The following is a 20,381-nucleotide window of genomic DNA, read 5'->3' as shown; positions in this document are numbered from 1 at the left end:
CCAGGGGTCCGGGCGGGGCACGGTGCGGCGCAGATGCACCCTTGTGGGGGACCCGGTGTGAGCATGCGGTGACGTAGCGTTCCCAGCGTGAGAGAGCCGTCAACGCGTCTGCCCGTCACGCCCCGGACGGGGCGGTTCCTCGTCCTCGCGGGCGTCTTCGTCTGCGCGGCCTGCGGCCTGGTGTACGAACTCGAACTCGTCGCCCTCGCCTCGTACTTGATCGGCGACTCGGTCACCCAGGCCTCGGTCGTCCTGTCCGTGATGGTCTTCGCCATGGGCATCGGCTCGCTGCTCGCCAAGCGGCTGCGGTACCGGGCGGCCGCCGGGTTCGGTCTGGTCGAGGCGGCGCTCGCGCTGGTCGGCGGTCTCAGCGCGATGGCTCTGTACGCGGCGTTCGCCTGGACCGGCGACCGGGGCGAGGTGTGGGCGAGCGGTTCGCGGTATCTGCTCGTCGCGTTCTCGCTCGCCATCGGGCTGCTCATCGGCGCCGAAGTACCGCTGCTCATGGTCCTGATCCAGCGGATCAGGCGGCAGGACGCGAGCGGCGCGGTCTCGGACCTGTTCGCCGCCGACTACGTGGGCGCGCTGGTCGGCGGGCTCGCCTTCCCCTTCCTGCTGCTCCCGCTCCTCGGGCAGCTGACCGGCGCCCTGATGACCGGGGCGATCAACGCGATCGCGGGCGGCGCCCTCGTATTCGGGCTCTTCCGGCGGGACTTGAGCACCCGGGCGCGCTGGGTCCTGATCGTCGCGAACATCACCGTGCTCGGGCTTCTCGCGTCGGCCGCCGTGCTCGTCGGCGACTTCGAGGCGGCGGCGCGGCGTGCGGTGTACGGGAAGGATGTGCGGGTCGCGGTGCAGACCGACGTACAGGAAGTGGTGCTCACCGGCGGGCCGGGCCGTTCGCTCGACCTCTACCTCGACGGGCGGCTGCGGGTCAGCGGACGCGACGAGCACCGCTACCACCGGGCGCTCGTCCACCCCGCGATGAACGGACCGCACGCGCGCGTGCTGATCCTCGGCGGTGGCGACGGGCTCGCGGCGCGCGAGGTGCTTCGGCATCCGGGGGTCGAGCGGGTGGACGTGGTGGAACTCGACGCGGGGGTGGTGCACCTGGCACGGCGCGATCCCGCGCTGAGCGAGCTGAACGGGCACGTGTACCGGAACCGCCGGGTGCGGGTGGTGAACGCCGACGCGTTCCGCTGGCTGCGCTCGCCCCCGCGTACGTACGACGTGGTCATCTCCGATCTGCCGGACCCGGGTATCACGGCGAGCACCAAGCTCTACTCCCAGGAGTTCTACGGCCTCGCGTCCCGCGCGCTCACGCCCGGCGGGCGGCTCGCCGTGCACGCGGGGCCCGTCTCCTCGCGGCCGCGGGTCTTCTGGACGGTGGAGACGACGCTGCGGGCGGCCGGGCTGCGGACCGCGCCGTACCGCGCGGGCGGCAGGGTCTCCGGGTTCGCGGCCGGGCCCGACCGGACGGCGGACGGCGGTGCGGCGCCGCGCGACTGGGGTTTCGTGCTCGCCGCGCGGACCGTTCCCGTCCTTGCGGCATCCCGGATGCCGGGGCTGCGGCAGACGGGCGTGGGGCCCGCCGAATCCGCCGAACGGACGCGGCTGCGGGGGCTCACCCCCTCCACACTGGTGCATCCGCGGTACGCGAACTGAGGAGGAACCGGCGAACTGACGTACATGGTGCGGGGCCCGTGGGTAGGCTCGACTGCCATGGAGCATGAGGTGTTCGTTCCGGTTCCCGCAGACCGCCTCCGGCAGGTGCTCGGCGACCCCGAGAAGGTCGCCGGGGCGGTGCCCGGGCTTCAGCGCGACGCGGACGAGGCGGCCGCGCCGCTCTCCGGCCGCCTCAAGGTGCGGGTCGGGGGGCACACGATCACGTACCGGGGTGCGGCGCGGGTCGCTGCGCGGGGCGATGACGGATACGTCGTCGAGGGCGAGGGCACGGAGGTGCGCGGCAGCGGCTCCGTGAAGATCTCGCTGACGGTGCGGGTCGTTCCGACGGACGGTGGGGCGCGGGTGCTGTTCGGGGGGACGGCTTCGGCCGACGGGCGGGTCGCGGAGAGTTCTCCACAGGCTGTGGAGGGGGCGGTGCGGAGGCTGCTTGAGCGGTTCGCCGCGGCGCTTGCTCCTCCGGAGGAGGCGGCTGCGGCGGCTTCCCCTGCGGCCGAACCCCCGGAGCCGGTGGCTCCCGAGGTGTCCGTCTTCGAGACGGAGGTGCCGCCGTCGTCGTTCGACGCGGTGGACGAGGACGATGACGACGACGTCGTCGCGCCGCCTGCGGAGGCTGCGCATGCCCGGCGGACGATGATCGGCCGCAGCGCGGAGGAGGTCGATCATGCGCCGCCGCGGGGGCGGTATGCGCCGGCGCCGGCGGCGGAGGCGATGTCGACGAGCGCGACGTTGCGCTGGGCCGCGCCGGCCGCGGCGGTGGTCGTCGCCTCGGCCATCGTGTTGGGCCGAGCGTTGCGGAAGCGGCGGTAGGTCCCCGGGCCCCGCTCAAGACCGCCGCTTCGCGGCGGATCTTTCCCGCCCTCCCCCAAGCTCTTAATGAGCAGGGGGGACCCCCTTCCCGATTGCCCGGCAGCGGCCCCGGTCTGCCGACGCGCCGCCGTACCGCCGCTTCGCGGCGAAAGCTTTCCCGCCCTCCCCCAAGCTCTTAATGAGCAGGGGGGACCCCCTTCCCGATTGCCCGGCAGCGGCCCCGGTCTGCCGACGCGCCGCCGTACCGCCGCTTCGCGGCGAAAGCTTTCCCGCCCGCCCCCAAGCTCTTAATGAGCAGGGGGGACCCCCTTCCCGATTGCCCGGCAGTTGCCCGCCCACCCCGAAGTGATTCGGGTAGGGGCGGGGTTGGGGAAGGGAACCCGTAGGGTCGACGGCGTGACGAGTGATGGTGTGACGCTGACCGCGGGTGACGCGGAAGTGACCGTGCAGGCGGGGAACGGCTGCCGGGTGGGGAGTCTGCGGGTCGGCGGCAGGGAGCTGCTGCGGCAAGGGGAGCGGTATGGGTGCTTCCCGATGGTTCCCTGGTGCGGGCGGATTCGGGAGGGGCGGTTCCGGAATGGGGGGACCCTGCACCAGATGCCGGTCAACTCGGCGCCGCACGCCATCCACGGCTTCGCCCGCGACGCCCAGTGGAAGACCGCCCGAGCCACCGCCACCGAGGCCGCGTTCACCTACGACCTCGCCGAGCCCTGGCCCTACCAGGGCCGCGTCACCCAGCTCGTCGCCCTCACCGAGGACTCCCTCACCCTCACCCTCGGCATCGAGACCTACGGCGACTCCTTCCCCGCCCAGGCGGGCTGGCATCCCTGGTTCAACCGGAACCTGGGAGAAGGACAAGAAGACGTGCGCGTCGACTTCAGCGCCGCCTGGCAGGAAGAGCGCGGCGACGACCACCTGCCCACCGGCCGCCGCATCACCCCCACCCCCGGCCCCTGGGACGACTGCTTCGGCATGCCCGACGGCGTCGACGTCACCCTCACCTGGCCCGAGCAGCTCCAGCTCCAGGTGAAGAGCCGCGAGCCATGGGTCGTCGTGTACGACGAGCAGGACGCCGCCGTCTGCGTCGAGCCGCAGACCGGCCCGCCGGACGGGCTCAACACCCTGCCCCGCCTCGTCACCCCGATCGACCCCCTGGAGACGTCGACGACCTGGACCTGGACGCGGCTTCAGCGGCTTTAAGCTGGCAGGCATGACTGACGACGTACGTGGCGCTCTGCTGCAGCAGATCAAGGACAAGGCCGTGGTGCACGGCAAGGTGACCCTCTCCTCGGGTCTGGAGGGCGACTACTACGTCGACCTGCGCCGTATCACCCTCGATGGCGAGGCCGCCCCGCTGGTCGGGCAGGTGTTGCTCGACCTCACCGCCGAGCTGGACTTCGACGCCGTCGGTGGGCTCACCATGGGTGCCGACCCCGTCGCCGGCGCGATGCTGCACGCCTCCGCCGCGCGGGGCAAGCGCCTCGACGCGTTCGTCGTGCGCAAGGCCGCCAAGGCGCACGGCATGCAGCGCCGGGTGGAAGGGCCCGACATCAAGGGCCGCCGCGTACTCGTCGTCGAGGACACCTCCACCACCGGCGGCTCGCCGCTCACCGCCGTCGAGGCCGTGCGCGAGGCCGGTGCCGAGGTGGTCGGCGTCGCGACCATCGTCGACCGCGCCACCGGGGCGGGCGAGAAGATCACCGATGGCGCCGGGGTGCCGTACCTCTTCGCGTACTCGAAGGACGACCTCGGACTGGACTAGGCACGGCGGCCGGGTACGGCGGCTGGAGCCGTCCGGCGAGTCTGGAAAGATGGGGGCGACGATGACGTCGCCCCCTTAGGTCAGGGCCAAGCACACACCCGCACATCACAAGGAGCGGACACATGCCCATCGCAACCCCCGAGGTCTACGCCGAGATGCTCGACCGGGCGAAGGCAGGCAAGTTCGCCTACCCGGCCATCAACGTGACCTCCTCGCAGACCCTGAACGCGGCCCTGCGCGGCTTCGCGGAGGCCGAGAGCGACGGCATCATCCAGATCTCCACCGGTGGTGCGGAGTTCCTGGGCGGCCAGTACAACAAGGACATGGTGACGGGCGCCGTCGCCCTCGCCGAGTACGCGCACATCATCGCCGCGAAGTACGACGTCACGGTCGCGCTGCACACCGACCACTGCCCCAAGGACAAGCTGGACACCTACGTCCGTCCGCTGATCGACGTCTCCGCCGAGCGCGTCAAGGCCGGCCGTCTCCCGCTCTTCCAGTCGCACATGTGGGACGGCTCCGCCGAGACCCTCGCCGACAACCTGGCCATCGGCCAGGAGCTGCTCGCGAAGGCCGCCGCCGCGAAGATCATCCTCGAGGTCGAGATCACCCCGACCGGTGGCGAGGAGGACGGCGTCTCGCACGAGATCAACGACGAGCTGTACACGACCGTCGACGACGCGCTGCGTACGGCGGAAGCCCTTGGTCTCGGCGACAAGGGGCGCTACCTGCTCGCCGCATCGTTCGGCAACGTGCACGGCGTCTACAAGCCGGGCAACGTCGTCCTGCGCCCGGAGCTCCTCAAGGACCTCCAGGAGGGCGTCGGCGCCAAGTACGGCAAGACCGCCCCGTTCGACTTCGTCTTCCACGGCGGCTCCGGATCGACGGCCGAGGAGATCGCCACCGCCCTTGAGAACGGCGTCGTGAAGATGAACCTCGACACCGACACCCAGTACGCCTTCACGCGCCCCGTCGCGGACCACATGTTCCGCAACTACGACGGCGTCCTGAAGGTCGACGGCGAGGTCGGCTCGAAGAAGCAGTACGACCCGCGCACCTGGGGCAAGCTCGCCGAGGCGGGCATGGCCGGGCGCGTCAGCGAGGCCTGCGCGAACCTGCGCTCCACGGGTACGAAGCTGAAGTAACCGGCACCTGCCGAGGCCACGGGCCCGGCATCCCGCCTTTCAGGACGGGGTGCCGGGCCCGTCGCATGCCGTCATGGCGCAGACTGGAACCCATGGCCATTCACAAGGATCTGCTCGGGGGACCGCCCCCGACCCACCTGCCCGACGACCCCGAGCCGCGCGAGCTGCTCGCGAACGGCGCGGCGCCCGCCGACGTCGCCGCCAAGTACCCCACCTCCTCCCTCGCCTGGGCGCAGCTCGCCGACGAGGCGTTCGAGCGGGGCAGCGTCGTCGAGTCGTACGCGTATGCCCGTACCGGCTACCACCGCGGCCTCGACTCGCTGCGCCGCAGCGGCTGGAAGGGCCACGGCCCGGTGCCGTGGGAGCACGAGCCGAACCGCGGCTTCCTGCGCGCCCTGCACGCGCTGGCCCGCGCCGCGCAGTCGATCGGCGAGCAGGAGGAGTACGAGCGCTGCGCCGGCTTCCTGAGGGACTCGTCCCAGACGGCGGCGGACACGCTGGGCTAGCCCCTGACCACGTGCGAGACCTGTCTGGACGCCGCTGTGACCAGGCAGGTCTTGCCGTTTCGTGGGATGTTGCGGAGGATGCCGGTGGGGACCGGGGCCCCCGTGTCGGTAACGGCAGGGGCGGACCGCTACCCGTAGTACGTATTCAAGGAGACCGCGATGTCCGCGATGTCCCACGAGGCGGAGACCCCGAACCTCGATTTCGCCGGCACCACCCCTTACGAGGACTACGTCCAGGCGGACGTCCTCACCCACCTCCAGCACCCCCGCTCCGAAGATCCCGGAGAGATGGTCTTCCTGGTCACCACCCAGGTGATGGAGCTGTGGTTCACCGTCATCGTCCACGAGTGGGAGACCGCGTCGCACGCCCTGCGCCGCGACGACATCCCCGTCGCGGTGGCGGCACTCAAGCGCAGCATTCGCGAGCTGGAGGCGCTGAACGCCTCCTGGCGCCCGCTGGCCCAGCTGACGCCCGGGCAGTTCAACTCCTACCGCGCCGCGCTCGGCGAGGGGTCCGGATTCCAGTCCGCGATGTACCGCCGCATGGAGTTCCTCCTCGGCGAGAAGTCCGCGTCCATGCTGGTGCCGCACCGGGGCGCGCCGCGCGTCCACCAGGAGCTGGAGAAGGCGCTTCAGGAGCCGAGCCTGTACGACGAGGTCCTGGCGCTGCTCGCACGGCGCGGGCACGCCGTTCCGGACGCCGTGCTGCAGCGCGACCTGACGCAGAAGTACGAGCCGTCGCCCGAGGTCGAGAAGGTGTGGACGGACCTCTACTCCGGTGACGAGAGCGATGAACTGGCCCGCCTCGGCGAGACGTTGACGGACGTCGGCGAGCTGGTGTGGCGATGGCGCAACGACCATCTGGTGGCGACGCGCCGCGCGATGGGCTCCAAGACCGGCACGGGCGGCTCCGCCGGGGTGGCCTGGCTGGAGAAGCGCGCCGTGAAGAACGTGTTCCCCGAGCTGTGGACTGCGAGGAGCCATGTCTGAGGTCAGCACTGGTTTTGGGCAGGCGTCCCGCAAGGCGGGACGGGTGGGCAGAACCCACGACGGCGCTGAGGCGGACATGAAAGCGCGAGCGGCAAGGCTGGATGCGGAGGACGAACTCCGCGCGAAGCGCAAGGAGTTCGTCCTAGACGACACCGTCTACCTGGACGGCAACTCCCTGGGCGCCCTGCCGGCAGCCGTGCCGGAGCGCGTCGCGGACGTCATCTCCCGGCAGTGGGGGCAACTCCGCATCCGCTCCTGGGACGAAAGCGGCTGGTGGACCGCGCCCGAGCGGATCGGTGACCGGATAGCGCCCCTGGTGGGCGCCGCCCCCGGCCAGATCGTGGTCGGCGACTCCACCAGCGTCAACGTCTTCAAGGCGCTGGTCGCCGCCGTACGCATGGCGGGTGACCCGGCAGGGGGGCGCGACGAGATCGTCGTTGACGCGACGACGTTTCCCACGGACGGGTACATCGCCGAGTCCGCGGCGCGGCTCACTGGCTGCCGGGTCGTGGCGGTCGCGCCCGGTGAGGTGCGGGGCGTCCTTGGCCCGCGTACCGCGGCGGTCCTCCTGAACCACGCCGACTACCGCACGGGACGCCTGCACGATCTGCCGTCCCTGACGGCCGCCGTGCACGAGGCGGGCGCGCTCGTCGTCTGGGACCTGTGCCATACGGCCGGTGCGCTGCCGGTCGGGCTCGACGAGCACGGCGTCGACCTCGCGGTCGGCTGCACGTACAAGTACCTGAACGGGGGGCCCGGTTCGCCTGCGTACATCTACGTACGGGCGGATCTGCAGGGGCGCTTCGACTCGCCGCTGCCCGGCTGGAACTCGCATGTGGAGCCCTTCGGGATGCGGCCGGAGTTCGAGGCGGCGGAGGGGGCGGTGAGGGGGCGCGTCGGTACGCCCGACATCCTCTCGATGCTCGCTCTCGAAGCGGCGCTCGACGTCTGGGACGGCGTCTCGATCGAGGCGGTGCGGGCCAAGTCCCTCGCCCTGACGGACTTCTTCCTGGAGTGCGTGGCGGCTTACGTCCCCGCGGGCCGGGTGGAGCCGATCACTCCGGCGGCCCATGGTGAGCGGGGCAGTCAGGTGGCTCTGCGGTGCGAGGACGCCGGGGATGTCATGCGGCGGCTGATCGAGGCGGGCGTGGTGGGCGACTTCCGCGCCCCGGACGTCCTCCGCTTCGGCTTCACACCGCTGTACGTGGGCTTCGCCGATGCGGAGCGGGCGGCGGGGGTGCTGGCCGGGGTGCTGGCGGCTGAGGGCTAGCCTGCGGCGGTTCTTTCCCCGAGCCCGCCCTTACCCGAATCCTTTCCGGCTGCGCCGGCCGCGAGGTGGCCGCTGATCACCGCCTTCGGCGAGTTCGTCCTCAAACGCCGGACGGGCTGAAAAGGCCGGGCCGATCGGGTGGGTGGGCGGGAAAGATCCGCCGCGAAGCGGCGGGCTTGAGCGGGGTCTGGGGGCGCAGCCCCCGGGCGTCCACCACCCGAACCGTCAGCACCCGCGGGGCGACCGTTACCGGGAAGGGGCGGGGTAGGGGAAGATCGCAAGAATCAGTCTCCCCGCCCCGCCGTTCCCCCCACCCGCAGAGAGGTTGTCGCAATGCCGGACGACGCCGCCGTGGCCCGCGATGCCGCCGAGGCCGACGCCGCCTTCTCGCACCCCGCGGTGCCGCCCGACGTCACCGCCGCGTACGGCGAACACCCCGACCAGGTCGTCGACTTCTACGAACCCCGCATCCGTACGGAAACCCCCGCCCCGCTCGTCGTCGTGCTGCACGGCGGCGCCTGGCGCGCCCCGTACGACCGGCAGCACATCACCCCCTTCGCGGACTTCCTCGCCAGACGCGGATTCGCCGTGGCCAACGTGGAGTACCGGCGAGGGAGTTCGATCCCTGTGCAGGGAGAGGGGCCCGTCGCCGGGCGCTGGCCCGAGACGTTCGACGACGTCGCCGCCGCCTTCGACGCACTGCCCGGCCTCGTCCGGGAGTTCCTGCCGTCCGCCGATCCGCGCCGCACCGTCGTGACGGGGCACTCCGCGGGCGGACATCTCGCCCTGTGGGCCGCCGCACGCCATGTGCTGCCCGTCGGCTCGCCCTGGCGCACCGAACGGCCCGCGCCCCTGCGCGGCGTCGTCGCCCTCGCCCCGATCGCCGACTTCCGGGTCGCTCAGGAGCTGGGGGTCTGCACGGGTGCCGCACTCCAACTCCTGGGTGGGGAAGGGAAGTTCGAAGAAAGGCTCCCGCACGCCGATCCGGCCGCCCTGCTGCCGACCGGGATCGCCACCGCCGTGGTTCAGGGACGTACCGACATCGTCGTGCCGCACGCCGTCTCCGAGTCGTACGCCGACGCGGCCGCGAAGGCGGGCGAGGTCGTCGGGGTCACGCTGCTCGAAGACGTGGGGCACTTCCCGCTGATCGATCCGGCGGCGGACGCCTGCGCCGTGGTCGCGGAGGAGATCGCGCAACTGGCCTACTAGGGACGGAGGTCGGGGGTCGCCCCTGGGCTACCCGTCATACCTGAGAGCTACGGTGCAAGTGAGTTCCCTGGTGTGATGCCGACTACCAGGTCTGATCCATAACTTCCTTTCCAGAGACGCGCATCGCGTACGACGCGTCTCGTACGGAAGGGAAGGCACCCCATGAAGCTCCGGGCCGGACGGCTGCGCCGCACTCTGCTCGCCGCGCTGGTGGCAGGCGCCGTCGTCGTGCCGGTTTCGGCCGCGGCGCGCCCGCAGGTCCCGGCCCCCGCCCCGGCGGACATCCCGCCCCTGACGGCGGCCACGCTGGACACCGCGTACGACGCGAACCGCGCCAACGCCGCCGAGGCCGCGGAGATGGCCGAGCGGTACGGCGACCGGGACAGGGCGGCGCGGCTGCGGGCCATGGCCGGTCAGGAACGGAACTTCCTCTCCTTCGACGGGCGCGGCGCGGGCCGCACCGCCGAGGTGCTCGGCGATCTGGCGGCGGCGGAACGGGTCGCCGTCCTGGTGCCGGGCTCGGACACCGGCATCGACACCTACGGGAGATTCCGTGCGGGAGCCGTCGCCCTGCACGAGCGGCTCGGCCCGCGCGCGGCGGTCGTCGCCTGGCTCGGCTACGAGACGCCGGGCACGGTCAGCCCCGCCGTCCTGACGACGGACCGCGCCGAGGAGGCCGCGCCCGAACTCAGGGCATTCGTCGGTGAGTTGAATGACGTCAATCCGGGGGCGCGTCTCTCGTTGCTCTGCCATTCGTACGGGTCGGTCGTGTGCGGCCGGGCGGCGGCACAGGGGGCGCAGGGATCGCAGGGGCCGCAGGGTCTGGAGGTCGACGACATCGCCCTCTACGGCAGCCCGGGTGTCGGCGTCGACCGTGCCGCCGATCTCAAATCCCGTACCCACACCCGGATTTGGGCAGGGCGCGGCGCCGACGACTGGATCTCTGACGTACCGCACAGCAGCGTCGGCCTGTTCGGGACCACCGTCGGCTTCGGGACGGACCCGGTGTCCCCCGGCTTCGGCGCGCGCGTCTTCCCTGCGGGCGACGGCGGCCACAGCGACTACCTGAAGCCGGGGTCGGTCGCACTGGACAGCCTCGCGCGGATCGTGCGCGGCCAGAGCCCGGAAGGGGCCTCCCATGCGTGACCTGCGTGCACTCGTCCGCCGTGTCGACGCCGCGACCCCGCCCGACCGCGACCGTGCCGTCGACGCCCTGCGCGCCCTCGCCATCCTCGGCGTCGTCCTCGGGCACTGGCTGGTCACCGCGATCGTGCCGGACAGCGGCGGGCTCCACGCGGCCAGCCCCTTGCGGCACATGCCGTGGCTCGCGCCGATCTCCTGGGTCTTCCAGACGCTCGCCGTGTTCTTCCTGGTGGGCGGGCACGTGGCCGCCAAGAGTCATGCGTCGGCGCGGGCGCGCGGCACGGGCTACCGGGCGTGGCTGACGGTCCGGCTCGCGCGGCTCTTCCGGCCGGTCGCCGCCGTGCTAGTGCTGTGGACCGTCGCGGCGGGGTGCATGCTCGCGTCGGGCGCCGGCCTCGAGACCGTCCACACGCTGGTCAAGCTGGCGCTCTCGCCGCTCTGGTTCCTGCTGGTCTTCGCGGCGCTGACGGCGGCGACTCCGCTGGTGGCGCGGATCAACCCGCTGTGGCCGCTGGCCGTCGTACTGCACGTGGATCTCGTTCGCTTCGGTCTTGGCGGACCTTCCTGGCTCGGCTGGATCAACGTGGCGGCGGGCTGGCTCGTGCCGTACACGCTGGGCGCCGCGTGGACGCGCGGCGAGCTGACCCGGCGTTCCGGCTGGGTGCTGCTCACGGGCGGCGCGGCGGCGACCGCCGGGCTCGTCCTGTGGGCCGGCTACCCGGCGTCGATGGTCGGCGTCCCCGGCGCCACGGTCTCGAACCTGGACCCGCCGACCCTGGCGGCCGTCGCCTTCGGCCTCGCCCAGTGCGGGCTCGCCCTCCTTGTGCGGGAGCCGCTCGGCCGATGGCTGCGGCGGCCCGCGGCCTGGGCGGCGGTGGCGCTGGTGAACCTCTCCGCGATGACGGTCTTCCTGTGGCACCAGACCGCGCTCATGGCGGTCACCGCGCTCGGCCTGCTCGCGGGATCTCCGCTGCCGGGGCTGCACACGGTGCCGGACGGGCTCGGCTGGGTGCCCGCCAGGATCGCGTGGCTGCCGGTGTTCGCGGCCGGGCTCGCGGTGTGCTGGGCGGCGTTCCGTACGTACGAGCAAGGGGGCCGCGGGAGCGGCAGGGGCGGGCCGCGGGTGGTGCGGGTGCACCGGCCGGCACCGAAGTCGGTGCGGCGTGCTTAAGGTTGATCTTGTGGCGGGGGACAGCAGGACCGACGGGACCGGGGACGGCAAGCGGGGCAGAGAGGGCTTCGGCGGCTTCGTGCTGTCCGCGCTTCGGGTGCCGCGCGACCAGTTGTGGACCTTCGCGGCGATGCCGCTGCCGCCGCTGTCCAAGCCGCGCCGACTGCGCTGGCTGCCGCACGTCGTCGTCGCATGGATCACCTTCGGCACGGTCGCCGGCAACATCGGCCAGCTGGTGCAGCGCTACGGCATCGGCCATGAGATCGGCTTCGCGCTCGCGCTCGCGCAGGGCGTCGCGGTCGGGCTCGCCCTGTGGCGGCCGGTCCCCGCCTGGTGGCTCTCCCTGCCGGTGTCCGCCGTCACCGCGCTGTGCACGACGGGGCCCGTCGAGGACTCGCCGTGGCCATGGGGCCCGGCGAATCTCATCTCGCACGCCACGATCCTGCTGCTGCTCGCGCTTCGGGTGCCGACCGGGGGCGCCGTGACGGCGCTGCTGCTCAGCGCCGGTCTGCTGCCGGTGCTCCAGGATGTGCGCTCCCCGGCCGTCTACGACAACACCATGCCGCTCGCCGCGGCCATCTTCGGCGTCGTCACGCTGATCGGCATCGCCCTGCGCGGCCGCCGCGATGCGCGGACGCGCCTTGTCGAGCAGGAGACGCTGACGGCGGAGGAGCGGGGCCGGCGCACCCTCCTCGAGGAACGCGGGCGCATCGCACGCGAACTGCACGACGTGGTCGCGCACCACATGTCGGTGATCTCCATCCAGGCGCAGGTCGCCCCGCACCTGGTCAAGGACCCGCCCGACGAGCTGAAGGAGAACCTGGAGGGCATCCGGCAGAACGCCCTCGAAGCGCTGACGGAGCTGCGCCGCGTCCTCGGCGTGCTGCGCTCGGAGAACCCGGACGACCCCGAAGCGGCGGCCCCGCAGGCCCCGCTGCCCACCCTCGACCGCCTGACCGGCCTGGTGGACAACGCCCGTGCCGCGGGCCTCACCGTCGACTGCGCCACCACCGGCGAGCGCCGCCCGCTGCCGCCGGGCGTGGACCTCTCCGCGTACCGGATCGTGCAGGAGGCGCTGAGCAACGCGATCCGGCACGCACCGGGCTCCAATGTGCACATAGCACTCACCCACACCAGGCCCGGCCTGCGCGTCCGCATCACCAACACATCGCCACGCACGGCGATTTCACCGTCACCCGGCGCCGGACACGGCCTCCTGGGAATGCGCGAGCGCACGGCGATGCTGGGCGGGGACCTGACCACGGGCCCGACATCCGACGGCGGCTACGAGGTGTCCGCCTTCCTGCCGACCAACGGAGAGAACACATGAGCACCATCCGCGTACTGATAGCCGACGACCAGATCATGGTCCGCCAGGGCTTCACGGTGCTCCTCAACGCGGAGCCGGACATCGAGGTGATCGGCCAGGCGGTCGACGGGGCCGACGCGGTGGCGCGGGTCGCCGAACTCACCCCGGACGTCGTCCTGATGGACATCCGGATGCCGGAACTGAGCGGCATCGAGGCCACCCGCCGCATCACGTCCGCGCTGCCGGACGTCCGCGTGCTCGTCCTGACCACCTTCGATCTCGACGAGTATGTGTACGAGGCGCTGCGCGCGGGCGCGTCCGGCTTCCTCCTCAAGGACGCGTCGGCGGACCAACTCGCGGAGGCGGTAAGGGTGGTGGCCGCAGGCGACGCGCTCCTCGCCCCCGGCATCACCCGCCGCCTGATAGCCGAGTTCTCCCGCATCGGCCAGGGCCCGCGCGGCCCGCTGAAGCCGAGGGTCGGGGACCTGACGACACGCGAGACGGAGGTGCTCGCCCTCATCGCACAGGGCCTGTCCAACGCGGAAATCGCGACGAAGCTGGTCGTGGCCGAGCAGACGGTCAAGACCCACGTGGGCCGCATCCTGGTGAAACTGGGCCTGCGGGACCGCACGCAGGCGGCGGTGTTCGCGTGGGAGACGGGGTTGGTGCGGCCGGCGGGTAGCAATTAGAGCCCGTCGAGGGGGTCCCCCCTGCTCCTTAAGAGCTTGGGGGAGATTGAGGACCGGGGTCTGGGGCAGAGCCCCAGGAGACGGCGGGGGACGGCCGATCAGACCTCGACCACCAACTTGCGGAGCCCGCGGATCACGAAATTCGGCTTCCGCTCCGGCTCCGCCGCGAGGCGCATCCTCGGGGCCAGGCGGAGCAACGCACCGAGGGAAGCGCCCAGTTCCGCCCTCGCCAGCGGTGCGCCGATGCAGTAATGGATCCCCGCGCTGAAGGAAATGTGGGGGTTCTCGGCGCGGGTCAGGTCCAGCTCTGCGGGGTCGGTGAAGACCGTCGGGTCGTGGTTGGCCGAACCGAAGAGGAGCGCGACCTCGCTGCCGCGTGGGATCACCGTGCCGTCGATCTCGATGTCGTCGAGGACCCAGCGTTCGAAGAGCTGGAGCGGGGTGTCGTAGCGCATCAGCTCCTCCACCGCGGTGGGGACGATCCGGGCGGGATCGCGCCGCAGGGCGGCCAGTTGCTCCGGGTGGCGGAAGAGTGCGTACCAGCCGTTGACGGTGGCGTTGACCGTCGCTTCGTGGCCCGCGTTCAGGAGCAGCACACAGGTGGAGATCATCTCCTGCTCGCTGAGCGAATCGCCCTCGTCGTGCGCGGCGATGAGCCCCGAGATCAGGTCGTCGCCCGGCTTCTCGCGGCGTGCGGCGATGAGTTCGCGCAGATACGCCGAGAAGTCGAGGGAGGCACGCACCGCCCGCCCGGCGGTCTCCTCGGAGGGGTTCAGTTCGTACATTCCGCAGATGTCGGCGGACCAGGGCCGCAGCTGGTCCCTGTCGCTCTCCGGGATGCCCAGCATCTGCGCGATGACGGCCACCGGCAGGGGTTCGGCGACTCGGGCGGCGAGATCGCCGCCGCCCTCCGCCACCAGGTCCCGCACCAGCCGGTCCGCCAACTCCTCTACATACGGCTTGAGTTGCTCGACCGTGCGCGGGGTGAACGCCTTCGACACCAGGCGGCGGATGCGGGTGTGGGTCGGCGCCTCCAGGTCGAGCATGCCGTTGTCGTTCAGTACGTGGAACGGCTCGTGCGCGGCCGGCGGCGCCTGCCGCCCGAACTCCTCGTGCGTGAACCGGTGCAGATAGGTGCGCCCGAGCCGCCGGTCGCGCAGCAGCGCCGACACATCGGCGTGGTGCGGGATCAGCCACTGGTCGGTGGGCTCGAAGTAGTGCACGCGCCCGGCCGCCCGCAGCCGTGCGTAGGCGGGATACGGGTCGGCGATGAACTCCGGTGCCCAGGGGGTGAAGTCCGTGGTGGGGGCGTTCATGGGGGGACGCTATGTGCTGTGGGCCCGGCCGGGAAGGGGGCCGCACCGCTCGGCGGACGGAGTCCGGCGCAGCACCCCGCGGCCGGGGAGGCGCCCCGGCGCCGAGCCGTGCGAGGGGCGCGTCGAAAATCGAGCCGGTAGCCGGGTCAGCCCGGCGTGACCAGTCTTGCCTCGTACGCGAAGACCGCCGCCTGGGTGCGGTCGCGCAGGCCCAGTTTCACCAGGATGCGGCTCACATGCGTCTTGATCGTGGACTCGGCCACCACCAGGCGCGAGGCGATCTCCGAGTTGGAGAGGCCCTGCGCGATCAGGACCAGGACCTCCGTCTCGCGCTCGGTCAGCTCGCCGTACTGCTGGGCCTGGACCGCCGCCGAGAGGCGCGGGGTCTCGCCGAGCCGGGAGAACTCGTTGATCAGGCGGCGCGTCACGGTGGGTGCGAGGAGAGCCTCTCCCGCTGCCACCACCCTGACGCCGTCGGCGAGCTGGCGTGCCGACGCGTCCTTGAGCAGGAAGCCGGATGCGCCCGCGCGCAGCGCCTCGTACACGTACTCGTCCAGGTCGAAGGTGGTGAGCACCAGGACCTTGGAGTCGCCGTCCGACGCGATGATCTCGCGGGTCGCCTCCATGCCGTTGAGCACCGGCATGCGGATGTCCATCAGGACGACGTCGGGGGCGAGTTCGCGGACGCGGTCGACCGCCTCGCGGCCGTTGACCGCCTCGCCGACGACCTCGATGTCCGGCATCGCGTTCAGGAGTACGGAGAAGCCTTCGCGGACCATCATCTGGTCGTCGGCGATCAGTACGCGGATCGTCATTCCTTGCCTCCGGTGGGCTCCGACGCGGAGGCTACGGGCAGGAACACGGTGACCTCGTAGCCGCCGTCCTCGGTCTCCTCCGCCGTCATCTCGCCGTTCAGCATCGTGACGCGCTCGCGCATGCCGGTGATGCCGTGGCCGGCGCCGGGGGATGGCTTGACCAGGCCGGTCGCCGGGCCGTTGACGATGCGCAGGCCGAGGCCGCCCAGGACGTAGCCGACCTCGACGCGGGCCGTGGCGCCGGGTGCGTGCCGAAGGGTGTTGCTGAGGGCCTCCTGCACGATGCGGTATGCCGACAGCTCGACGCCCTGCGGGAGTTCGCGGACCGCGCCGGTGACGATCTTCTCGACGCTCAGGCCCGTCTCGTCGACGTTCGCGATGAGCCGGTCGAGGTCGGCGAGGGTGGGCTGCGGGGCGTCCGGCGCCTCGTAGTCCTCCGCGCGTACGACACCGAGGACGCGGCGCAGCTCCGTCAGCGCGGCCACGGCGTTCTCGCGGATCGTGACGAACGCCTGCTCCAGCTCGGGCGGCGGGTTCTCCACGCGGTAGGGCGCGGCCTCCGCTTGGATGGCGACCACCGACATGTGGTGGGCGACCACGTCGTGCAGCTCGCGCGCGATCGTCGTCCGCTCCTCCAGGAGCGTGCGCTTGTCGCGCTCGATCGCGGTGACCGTCCGCTGGACGCTGACCTCGCGCTTGGCCTCGCGGCGGATGTGCACGAGGGACGCGGCGAGGAGAGCGAGCGCGGAGAAGAAGAGCATCTCCGGGAGGTTCGTGGTGTACCCCGGGCTGAGGAAGACCTCGGCGGCGATGCCGTACGCCGCCGTGCCCGTCCACATCCACGCGGCGGTGCGCGGACGGGTCCGCAGGGTGATCACCGTCATCACGGTGAGGTGCGCGAGGAAGACGCCCGCGGGCCACGGGTAGCCGTCCCAGTGGCCGCCGAGGGCGCCGGCGAAGGGCGTGCTGGCGATCATGACCCACCAGGCGCCGACGGGCCTGACCAGGGTCATGACTACGGCGACGGCCGGGATGAGGCCGGTGATCACGTAGTCGAGGCCGAGGGAGTCCGTTGCGTACGACAGCATGAACGTGAAGAAGGCGGCCGTGCAGACCGCCGCGTGCGGGGTCCAGCCGGCGTACCGGCGTATCCGGGCCGGAAGCCGCCGGGTCACCGGCCCGTCCGTACGCATCTCTTGCAGCGGCCGGTAGGCGAAGGCGTCCCGGAAGAGGTCCTGGCGGAGCCCCCCGAGAGCGTCCATGGCCAGGCGGAACTCCGGGCTGCGGTTGCTGCCGGGGGCGGTCTTGGTCGCGTCAGTCACGCTTACGAAGGTACGGGGCCCTCAGACCGGGGTCGTCCCCACCGGGAGGGGTTCCTGGGGGTCCGTCGCAGGTACTACGCGCTGGCCTGCGGCCTCGGGCCCCGCCGCCATCCCGGTCCCGTCTGACTGTCCCGCCGCTTCCCGGCGGATCTTCCCCACCCACCCACCCGATCACCCCGCAGCCCGGCTCCCCTGTCCGGCGGCGGCTGTGTGGCGGGCGGCCCGGCGGCTTCTGTCCCGCGGCTTCGCGGCGGATCTTTCCCGCCCACCCGCCCGATCACCCCGCAGCCGGCTCACCCTCCCGGCTCCCCTGCCCGGCGCTGGCTGTGTGGCGGGCGGCCCGGCGGCTTCTGTCCCGCCGCTTCGCGGCGGATCTTCCCCGCCCACCCACCCGTTCACCCCGCAGGGCAATCGGGCGGGTGGGAGGGGAAGGCCCGTTCGTGGAGGGCTGGCTGCGGGGCAATCGGGTGGGTGGGAGGGAAAGGCTTGTTCGTGCAGGGCTGGGCTGCGGGGTGATCGGGTGGGTGGGTGGGAAAGGCCCGTTCGGGCAGTGGGGCCGCGGGGCAGTGCGACGCCCCGGGTTCCGCTACAGACCCGGGGGCGCCGCACGTCGCGGACGCCGGCGTCAGCTGATCATGTCCCTGCGCCGCAACCCCGCGAGCCCGACGGCGACCAGCCCCGCCCCCAGCACCAGCAGAACCAGCACCGGACCCCACCCCATCTCCCCGCCCGGCAGCTTCGGAAGGTGGCCGAAGGGGGAGAGGTCCAGCACCGCCCCCGGGAGGTCAAGCGCGGGGCCGATCCAGCCGATCGCCAGACACACCCCGGCCACGCCCCACGCCCCCACCGCCGCCTTAGGGAACGCCCCGACGAGCAGTACCGCGAGCCCGCCGAGCACCCAGATCGCCGGCACCTGCACCAGGCACGCACCCAGCACGGGGCCGAAGTCCTGCCCGTACCCGAGCGCCAGGCCGAGACCGCCCACCAGCATCAGAACCAGCGCACCGCCGAAGGCGATGACCAGGTGGCCCCCGGCCCACCGCAGCCGCCCCACCGCGCCCGCGAGCACCGGCTCGGCCCGCTGCGACGTCTCCTCGCCGTGCAGCCGCAGCACGGAAGCGACGACGTACAAAGAAGCGATCATGCCCAGCATGCCGGCCAGCGTGGCGAGGAACGCGTCCGTGAGGCCCGCCTGGCCGCCCATCCGCTCGATGATGTCGCGGGTGTTCTGGTTGTCGCCGACGATGTCCGCGGCCCCGTCCACCATCCCGCCGAAGACGACACCGGCGACGAGGAAGCCGAGCGTCCAGCCGAGCACGCCGCCCCGCTGCAGCCGCCAGGCGAGCGCCCCCGCCGTGCCGAGCCGGCCCGTCGCGGGCCCCGGCCGGGTCGGCAGGAAGCTCATGCCGACGTCACGCCGGCCCGCGAGGTCGTACGCCACGGCGCCCTGCGCCACGATCGCGGCGGCGATGAGCGGCAGCACCCACCACCGCTCACCGGCGTACGCGCGGAGGTTCTCCAGCCAGCCGAGCGGCGAGACCCAGGTCAGCGCGGAGGAGCCACGAGCAGTGCCCGCGTCACCGGCGGCCTTCAGCACGAACGCCGTGCCGAGCACCGCCGACGTGAGCCCCTTGGCGAGCCGCGCGCTCTCCGTGAGCTGGGCGACGATCGCCGCCATGGTGGCGAACAGCATGCCGGTGCCCGCCACCCCGAGCCCGAGCGCGAGCGCGCCGCCCGCGCCCTGCCCGGCCATCCCGGCGGTGATCAGGAGCGCCACCGCCGCGTTCGCCACGAACGCGGCGAGCAGCGCGGCGGTCAGCGGCGCCCGCCGGCCCACCATCGCGGCGGAGACCATCTCCTGGCGGCCGGTCTCCTCCTCCTCGCGGGTGTGCCGTACGACGATGATCAGGCTCATCACCGCGGCGAGCACCCCCGCGTAGACGCCGATGCGCCAGGCGGAGAGCGCGCCGATGGAGTCCCCGAAGACCGGACCGTACATGGCCCGCATCGAGGAGTTGGCGTTCATCGACTCCATGGCGTCGGCGCGCTCGGCCGCGGTGCCGTACACCGACTCCAGGGAGCCCGGCATGGACAGGACCATGACCGCGACGACGAACACCCAGACCGGCATCATGACCCGGTCGCGGCGCAAAGCGAGCCTCAACAGGGCGCCGGTGCCCGCGAGTTGACGCGACCCGGCGTGCCGGGTCCGGAACGCCGAAGCGTCGGCGAGGGCGGTCATCGCGCGACCGCCCCTTCGGCACCGGCGGTGCGTACGTCGTCCTGGTAGTGCCGCAGGAAGAGCTCCTCCAGCGTGGGCGGCGTCGAGGTGAGCGAGCGGATCCCGGAGTCGGTGAGCGAGCGCAGGACCGCGTCCAGCTTGTCGGTGTCGACCTGAAGCTTGACCCGGTGCCCCGTCACGTCGACGTCGTGCACGCCGGGCAGGTGCGCGAGCCCGTTGGGCGGACCCGCGAGCTCGGCGGTGACGCTGGTGCGGGTCAGATGCCGCAGGTCGGCAAGCGAACCCGTCTCGACGGTCCGGCCCTTCCTGATGATGCTGACGCGGTCGCAGAGCGTCTCCACCTCGCTGAGGATGTGCGAGGAGAGCAGGATCGTCCGCCCCCGGTCGCGCTCCTGTTCGACGCAGCTCTGGAAGACCTCCTCCATCAGCGGGTCGAGTCCGGAGGTCGGCTCGTCGAGGATCAGCAGGTCGACGTCGGATGCGAAGGCGGCGACGAGGGCGACCTTCTGCCGGTTGCCCTTGGAGTACGTACGCCCCTTCTTCGTCGGGTCGAGTTCGAACCGCTCGACGAGATCGGCGCGCCGGGCCTTGTCGAGGCCTCCCCGCAGCTTCCCGTACAGGTCGATGACCTCGCCGCCGGACAGGTTCCGCCACAGGGTGACGTCGCCCGGCACGTACGCCACGCGCCGGTGCAGCTCGACCGCGTCGCTCCACGGGTCCTTGCCGAGGAGCTGGGCGGCGCCGGAGTCCGCGCGGAGCAGGCCGAGCAGGACCCGGATGGTCGTGGACTTCCCGGCGCCGTTGGGGCCGAGGAAGCCGTGGACCTCGCCGGTCTCGACGTCGAGGTCGAGACCGTCGAGCGCGTGCGTCCGTCCGAACGACTTGTGCAGTCCGGAGACGGTGATTGCCTTCGTCATGTTTCTGAACGTACGCTACTTTCACAAAGTTGTGAAGTTAAGGAAGCGTATAAACTCGGCAGTGCTCGCACGTACGGGGGAG

Annotated in this window: 18 protein-coding genes; 13 read left to right on the top strand and 5 right to left on the bottom strand. The window is 72.0% G+C overall.

The window, feature by feature from the left end:
• Positions 1-87 precede the first annotated feature (87 nt).
• The 13 genes from OG453_RS02570 to OG453_RS02510 all read left to right on the top strand — a co-directional run bounded on the left by OG453_RS02570 (position 88) and on the right by OG453_RS02510 (position 13,687).
• Complete coding sequence (locus OG453_RS02570; RefSeq protein ID WP_266864077.1) at positions 88-1,665, top strand: polyamine aminopropyltransferase; 1,578 nt, start codon at positions 88-90, stop codon at positions 1,663-1,665.
• Positions 1,666-1,722: 57 nt separating this feature from the next.
• The gene (locus tag OG453_RS02565; protein WP_266864075.1) at positions 1,723-2,493 is read left to right on the top strand and encodes an SRPBCC domain-containing protein; all 771 of its coding nucleotides are present in this window, start codon (positions 1,723-1,725) and stop codon (positions 2,491-2,493) included.
• A gap of 396 nt (positions 2,494-2,889) precedes the next feature.
• The gene (locus OG453_RS02560; RefSeq protein ID WP_266864073.1) at positions 2,890-3,693 is read left to right on the top strand and encodes an aldose 1-epimerase; all 804 of its coding nucleotides are present in this window, start codon (positions 2,890-2,892) and stop codon (positions 3,691-3,693) included.
• Positions 3,694-3,703: 10 nt separating this feature from the next.
• Positions 3,704-4,255 carry an orotate phosphoribosyltransferase gene (gene pyrE / locus OG453_RS02555; RefSeq protein WP_266864071.1) on the top strand — a complete coding sequence of 184 codons (552 nt, stop codon included), beginning with the start codon at positions 3,704-3,706 and terminating at the stop codon, positions 4,253-4,255.
• A 122-nt stretch (positions 4,256-4,377) separates the two neighbouring features.
• On the top strand, positions 4,378-5,400 hold the full coding sequence (gene fbaA, locus OG453_RS02550) for a class II fructose-bisphosphate aldolase (RefSeq protein WP_266864069.1): 1,023 nt from the start codon (positions 4,378-4,380) through the stop codon (positions 5,398-5,400).
• A gap of 92 nt (positions 5,401-5,492) precedes the next feature.
• On the top strand, positions 5,493-5,906 hold the full coding sequence (locus tag OG453_RS02545; protein ID WP_266864068.1) for a DUF3151 domain-containing protein: 414 nt from the start codon (positions 5,493-5,495) through the stop codon (positions 5,904-5,906).
• A gap of 159 nt (positions 5,907-6,065) precedes the next feature.
• Positions 6,066-6,896, top strand: coding sequence for a tryptophan 2,3-dioxygenase family protein (locus tag OG453_RS02540; protein WP_135336349.1), 831 nt, complete (start codon positions 6,066-6,068; stop codon positions 6,894-6,896).
• 76 nt (positions 6,897-6,972) lie between these two features.
• The gene (gene kynU / locus OG453_RS02535) at positions 6,973-8,166 is read left to right on the top strand and encodes a kynureninase (protein ID WP_266869681.1); all 1,194 of its coding nucleotides are present in this window, start codon (positions 6,973-6,975) and stop codon (positions 8,164-8,166) included.
• A 333-nt stretch (positions 8,167-8,499) separates the two neighbouring features.
• Entirely contained in the window at positions 8,500-9,375 is an 876-nt protein-coding gene (locus OG453_RS02530; RefSeq protein ID WP_266864062.1) for an alpha/beta hydrolase, read from the top strand.
• A 162-nt stretch (positions 9,376-9,537) separates the two neighbouring features.
• The gene (locus OG453_RS02525; protein ID WP_266864060.1) at positions 9,538-10,521 is read left to right on the top strand and encodes an alpha/beta hydrolase; all 984 of its coding nucleotides are present in this window, start codon (positions 9,538-9,540) and stop codon (positions 10,519-10,521) included.
• Complete coding sequence (locus OG453_RS02520; protein WP_266864058.1) at positions 10,514-11,689, top strand: acyltransferase; 1,176 nt, start codon at positions 10,514-10,516, stop codon at positions 11,687-11,689. Before OG453_RS02525 ends, OG453_RS02520 begins: the two co-directional genes overlap by 8 nt.
• 112 nt (positions 11,690-11,801) lie before the next feature.
• Positions 11,802-13,019, top strand: coding sequence for a sensor histidine kinase (locus tag OG453_RS02515; RefSeq protein WP_266869680.1), 1,218 nt, complete (start codon positions 11,802-11,804; stop codon positions 13,017-13,019).
• Positions 13,016-13,687 carry a response regulator transcription factor gene (locus OG453_RS02510; RefSeq protein WP_266864056.1) on the top strand — a complete coding sequence of 224 codons (672 nt, stop codon included), beginning with the start codon at positions 13,016-13,018 and terminating at the stop codon, positions 13,685-13,687. The genes OG453_RS02515 and OG453_RS02510 overlap by 4 nt, the downstream gene beginning before the upstream one ends.
• A gap of 98 nt (positions 13,688-13,785) precedes the next feature.
• On the opposite strand, the gene OG453_RS02505 is transcribed toward OG453_RS02510, so the two are convergent.
• The 5 genes from OG453_RS02505 to OG453_RS02485 form a co-directional block, all read right to left on the bottom strand.
• Complete coding sequence (locus tag OG453_RS02505) at positions 13,786-15,003, bottom strand: cytochrome P450 (RefSeq protein ID WP_266864055.1); 1,218 nt, start codon at positions 15,001-15,003, stop codon at positions 13,786-13,788.
• Between the two features lie 146 nt (positions 15,004-15,149).
• Positions 15,150-15,818 carry a response regulator transcription factor gene (locus OG453_RS02500; protein WP_266864053.1) on the bottom strand — a complete coding sequence of 223 codons (669 nt, stop codon included), beginning with the start codon at positions 15,816-15,818 and terminating at the stop codon, positions 15,150-15,152.
• Positions 15,815-17,080 carry a sensor histidine kinase gene (locus OG453_RS02495; RefSeq protein ID WP_266869679.1) on the bottom strand — a complete coding sequence of 422 codons (1,266 nt, stop codon included), beginning with the start codon at positions 17,078-17,080 and terminating at the stop codon, positions 15,815-15,817. Before OG453_RS02495 ends, OG453_RS02500 begins: the two co-directional genes overlap by 4 nt.
• Positions 17,081-17,765: 685 nt before the next feature.
• Positions 17,766-19,382, bottom strand: a complete 1,617-nt coding sequence (locus OG453_RS02490; RefSeq protein WP_266864051.1) for an ABC transporter permease — start codon at positions 19,380-19,382, stop codon at positions 17,766-17,768.
• On the bottom strand, positions 19,379-20,299 hold the full coding sequence (locus OG453_RS02485; RefSeq protein WP_266864049.1) for an ABC transporter ATP-binding protein: 921 nt from the start codon (positions 20,297-20,299) through the stop codon (positions 19,379-19,381). The genes OG453_RS02490 and OG453_RS02485 overlap by 4 nt, the downstream gene beginning before the upstream one ends.
• Positions 20,300-20,381: the final 82 nt, after the last annotated feature.

The sequence above is a fragment of the Streptomyces sp. NBC_01381 genome (assembly GCF_026340305.1).
GTDB lineage: Bacteria > Actinomycetota > Actinomycetes > Streptomycetales > Streptomycetaceae > Streptomyces.
This window is presented reverse-complemented; position numbering and strand designations above follow the sequence as displayed.

Coding starts and splice junctions, on each gene's coding strand:
- OG453_RS02565 (WP_266864075.1), top strand. CDS start 1,723: ATGGAGCATGAGGTGTTCGTTCCGGTTCCCGCAGACCGCCTCCGGCAG.
- pyrE (WP_266864071.1), top strand. CDS start 3,704: ATGACTGACGACGTACGTGGCGCTCTGCTGCAGCAGATCAAGGACAAG.
- fbaA (WP_266864069.1), top strand. CDS start 4,378: ATGCCCATCGCAACCCCCGAGGTCTACGCCGAGATGCTCGACCGGGCG.
- OG453_RS02545 (WP_266864068.1), top strand. CDS start 5,493: ATGGCCATTCACAAGGATCTGCTCGGGGGACCGCCCCCGACCCACCTG.
- OG453_RS02540 (WP_135336349.1), top strand. CDS start 6,066: ATGTCCGCGATGTCCCACGAGGCGGAGACCCCGAACCTCGATTTCGCC.
- kynU (WP_266869681.1), top strand. CDS start 6,973: ATGAAAGCGCGAGCGGCAAGGCTGGATGCGGAGGACGAACTCCGCGCG.
- OG453_RS02530 (WP_266864062.1), top strand. CDS start 8,500: ATGCCGGACGACGCCGCCGTGGCCCGCGATGCCGCCGAGGCCGACGCC.
- OG453_RS02525 (WP_266864060.1), top strand. CDS start 9,538: ATGAAGCTCCGGGCCGGACGGCTGCGCCGCACTCTGCTCGCCGCGCTG.
- OG453_RS02520 (WP_266864058.1), top strand. CDS start 10,514: ATGCGTGACCTGCGTGCACTCGTCCGCCGTGTCGACGCCGCGACCCCG.
- OG453_RS02510 (WP_266864056.1), top strand. CDS start 13,016: ATGAGCACCATCCGCGTACTGATAGCCGACGACCAGATCATGGTCCGC.
- OG453_RS02505 (WP_266864055.1), bottom strand. CDS start 15,003: ATGAACGCCCCCACCACGGACTTCACCCCCTGGGCACCGGAGTTCATC.
- OG453_RS02500 (WP_266864053.1), bottom strand. CDS start 15,818: ATGACGATCCGCGTACTGATCGCCGACGACCAGATGATGGTCCGCGAA.
- OG453_RS02495 (WP_266869679.1), bottom strand. CDS start 17,080: ATGGACGCTCTCGGGGGGCTCCGCCAGGACCTCTTCCGGGACGCCTTC.
- OG453_RS02490 (WP_266864051.1), bottom strand. CDS start 19,382: ATGACCGCCCTCGCCGACGCTTCGGCGTTCCGGACCCGGCACGCCGGG.
- OG453_RS02485 (WP_266864049.1), bottom strand. CDS start 20,299: ATGACGAAGGCAATCACCGTCTCCGGACTGCACAAGTCGTTCGGACGG.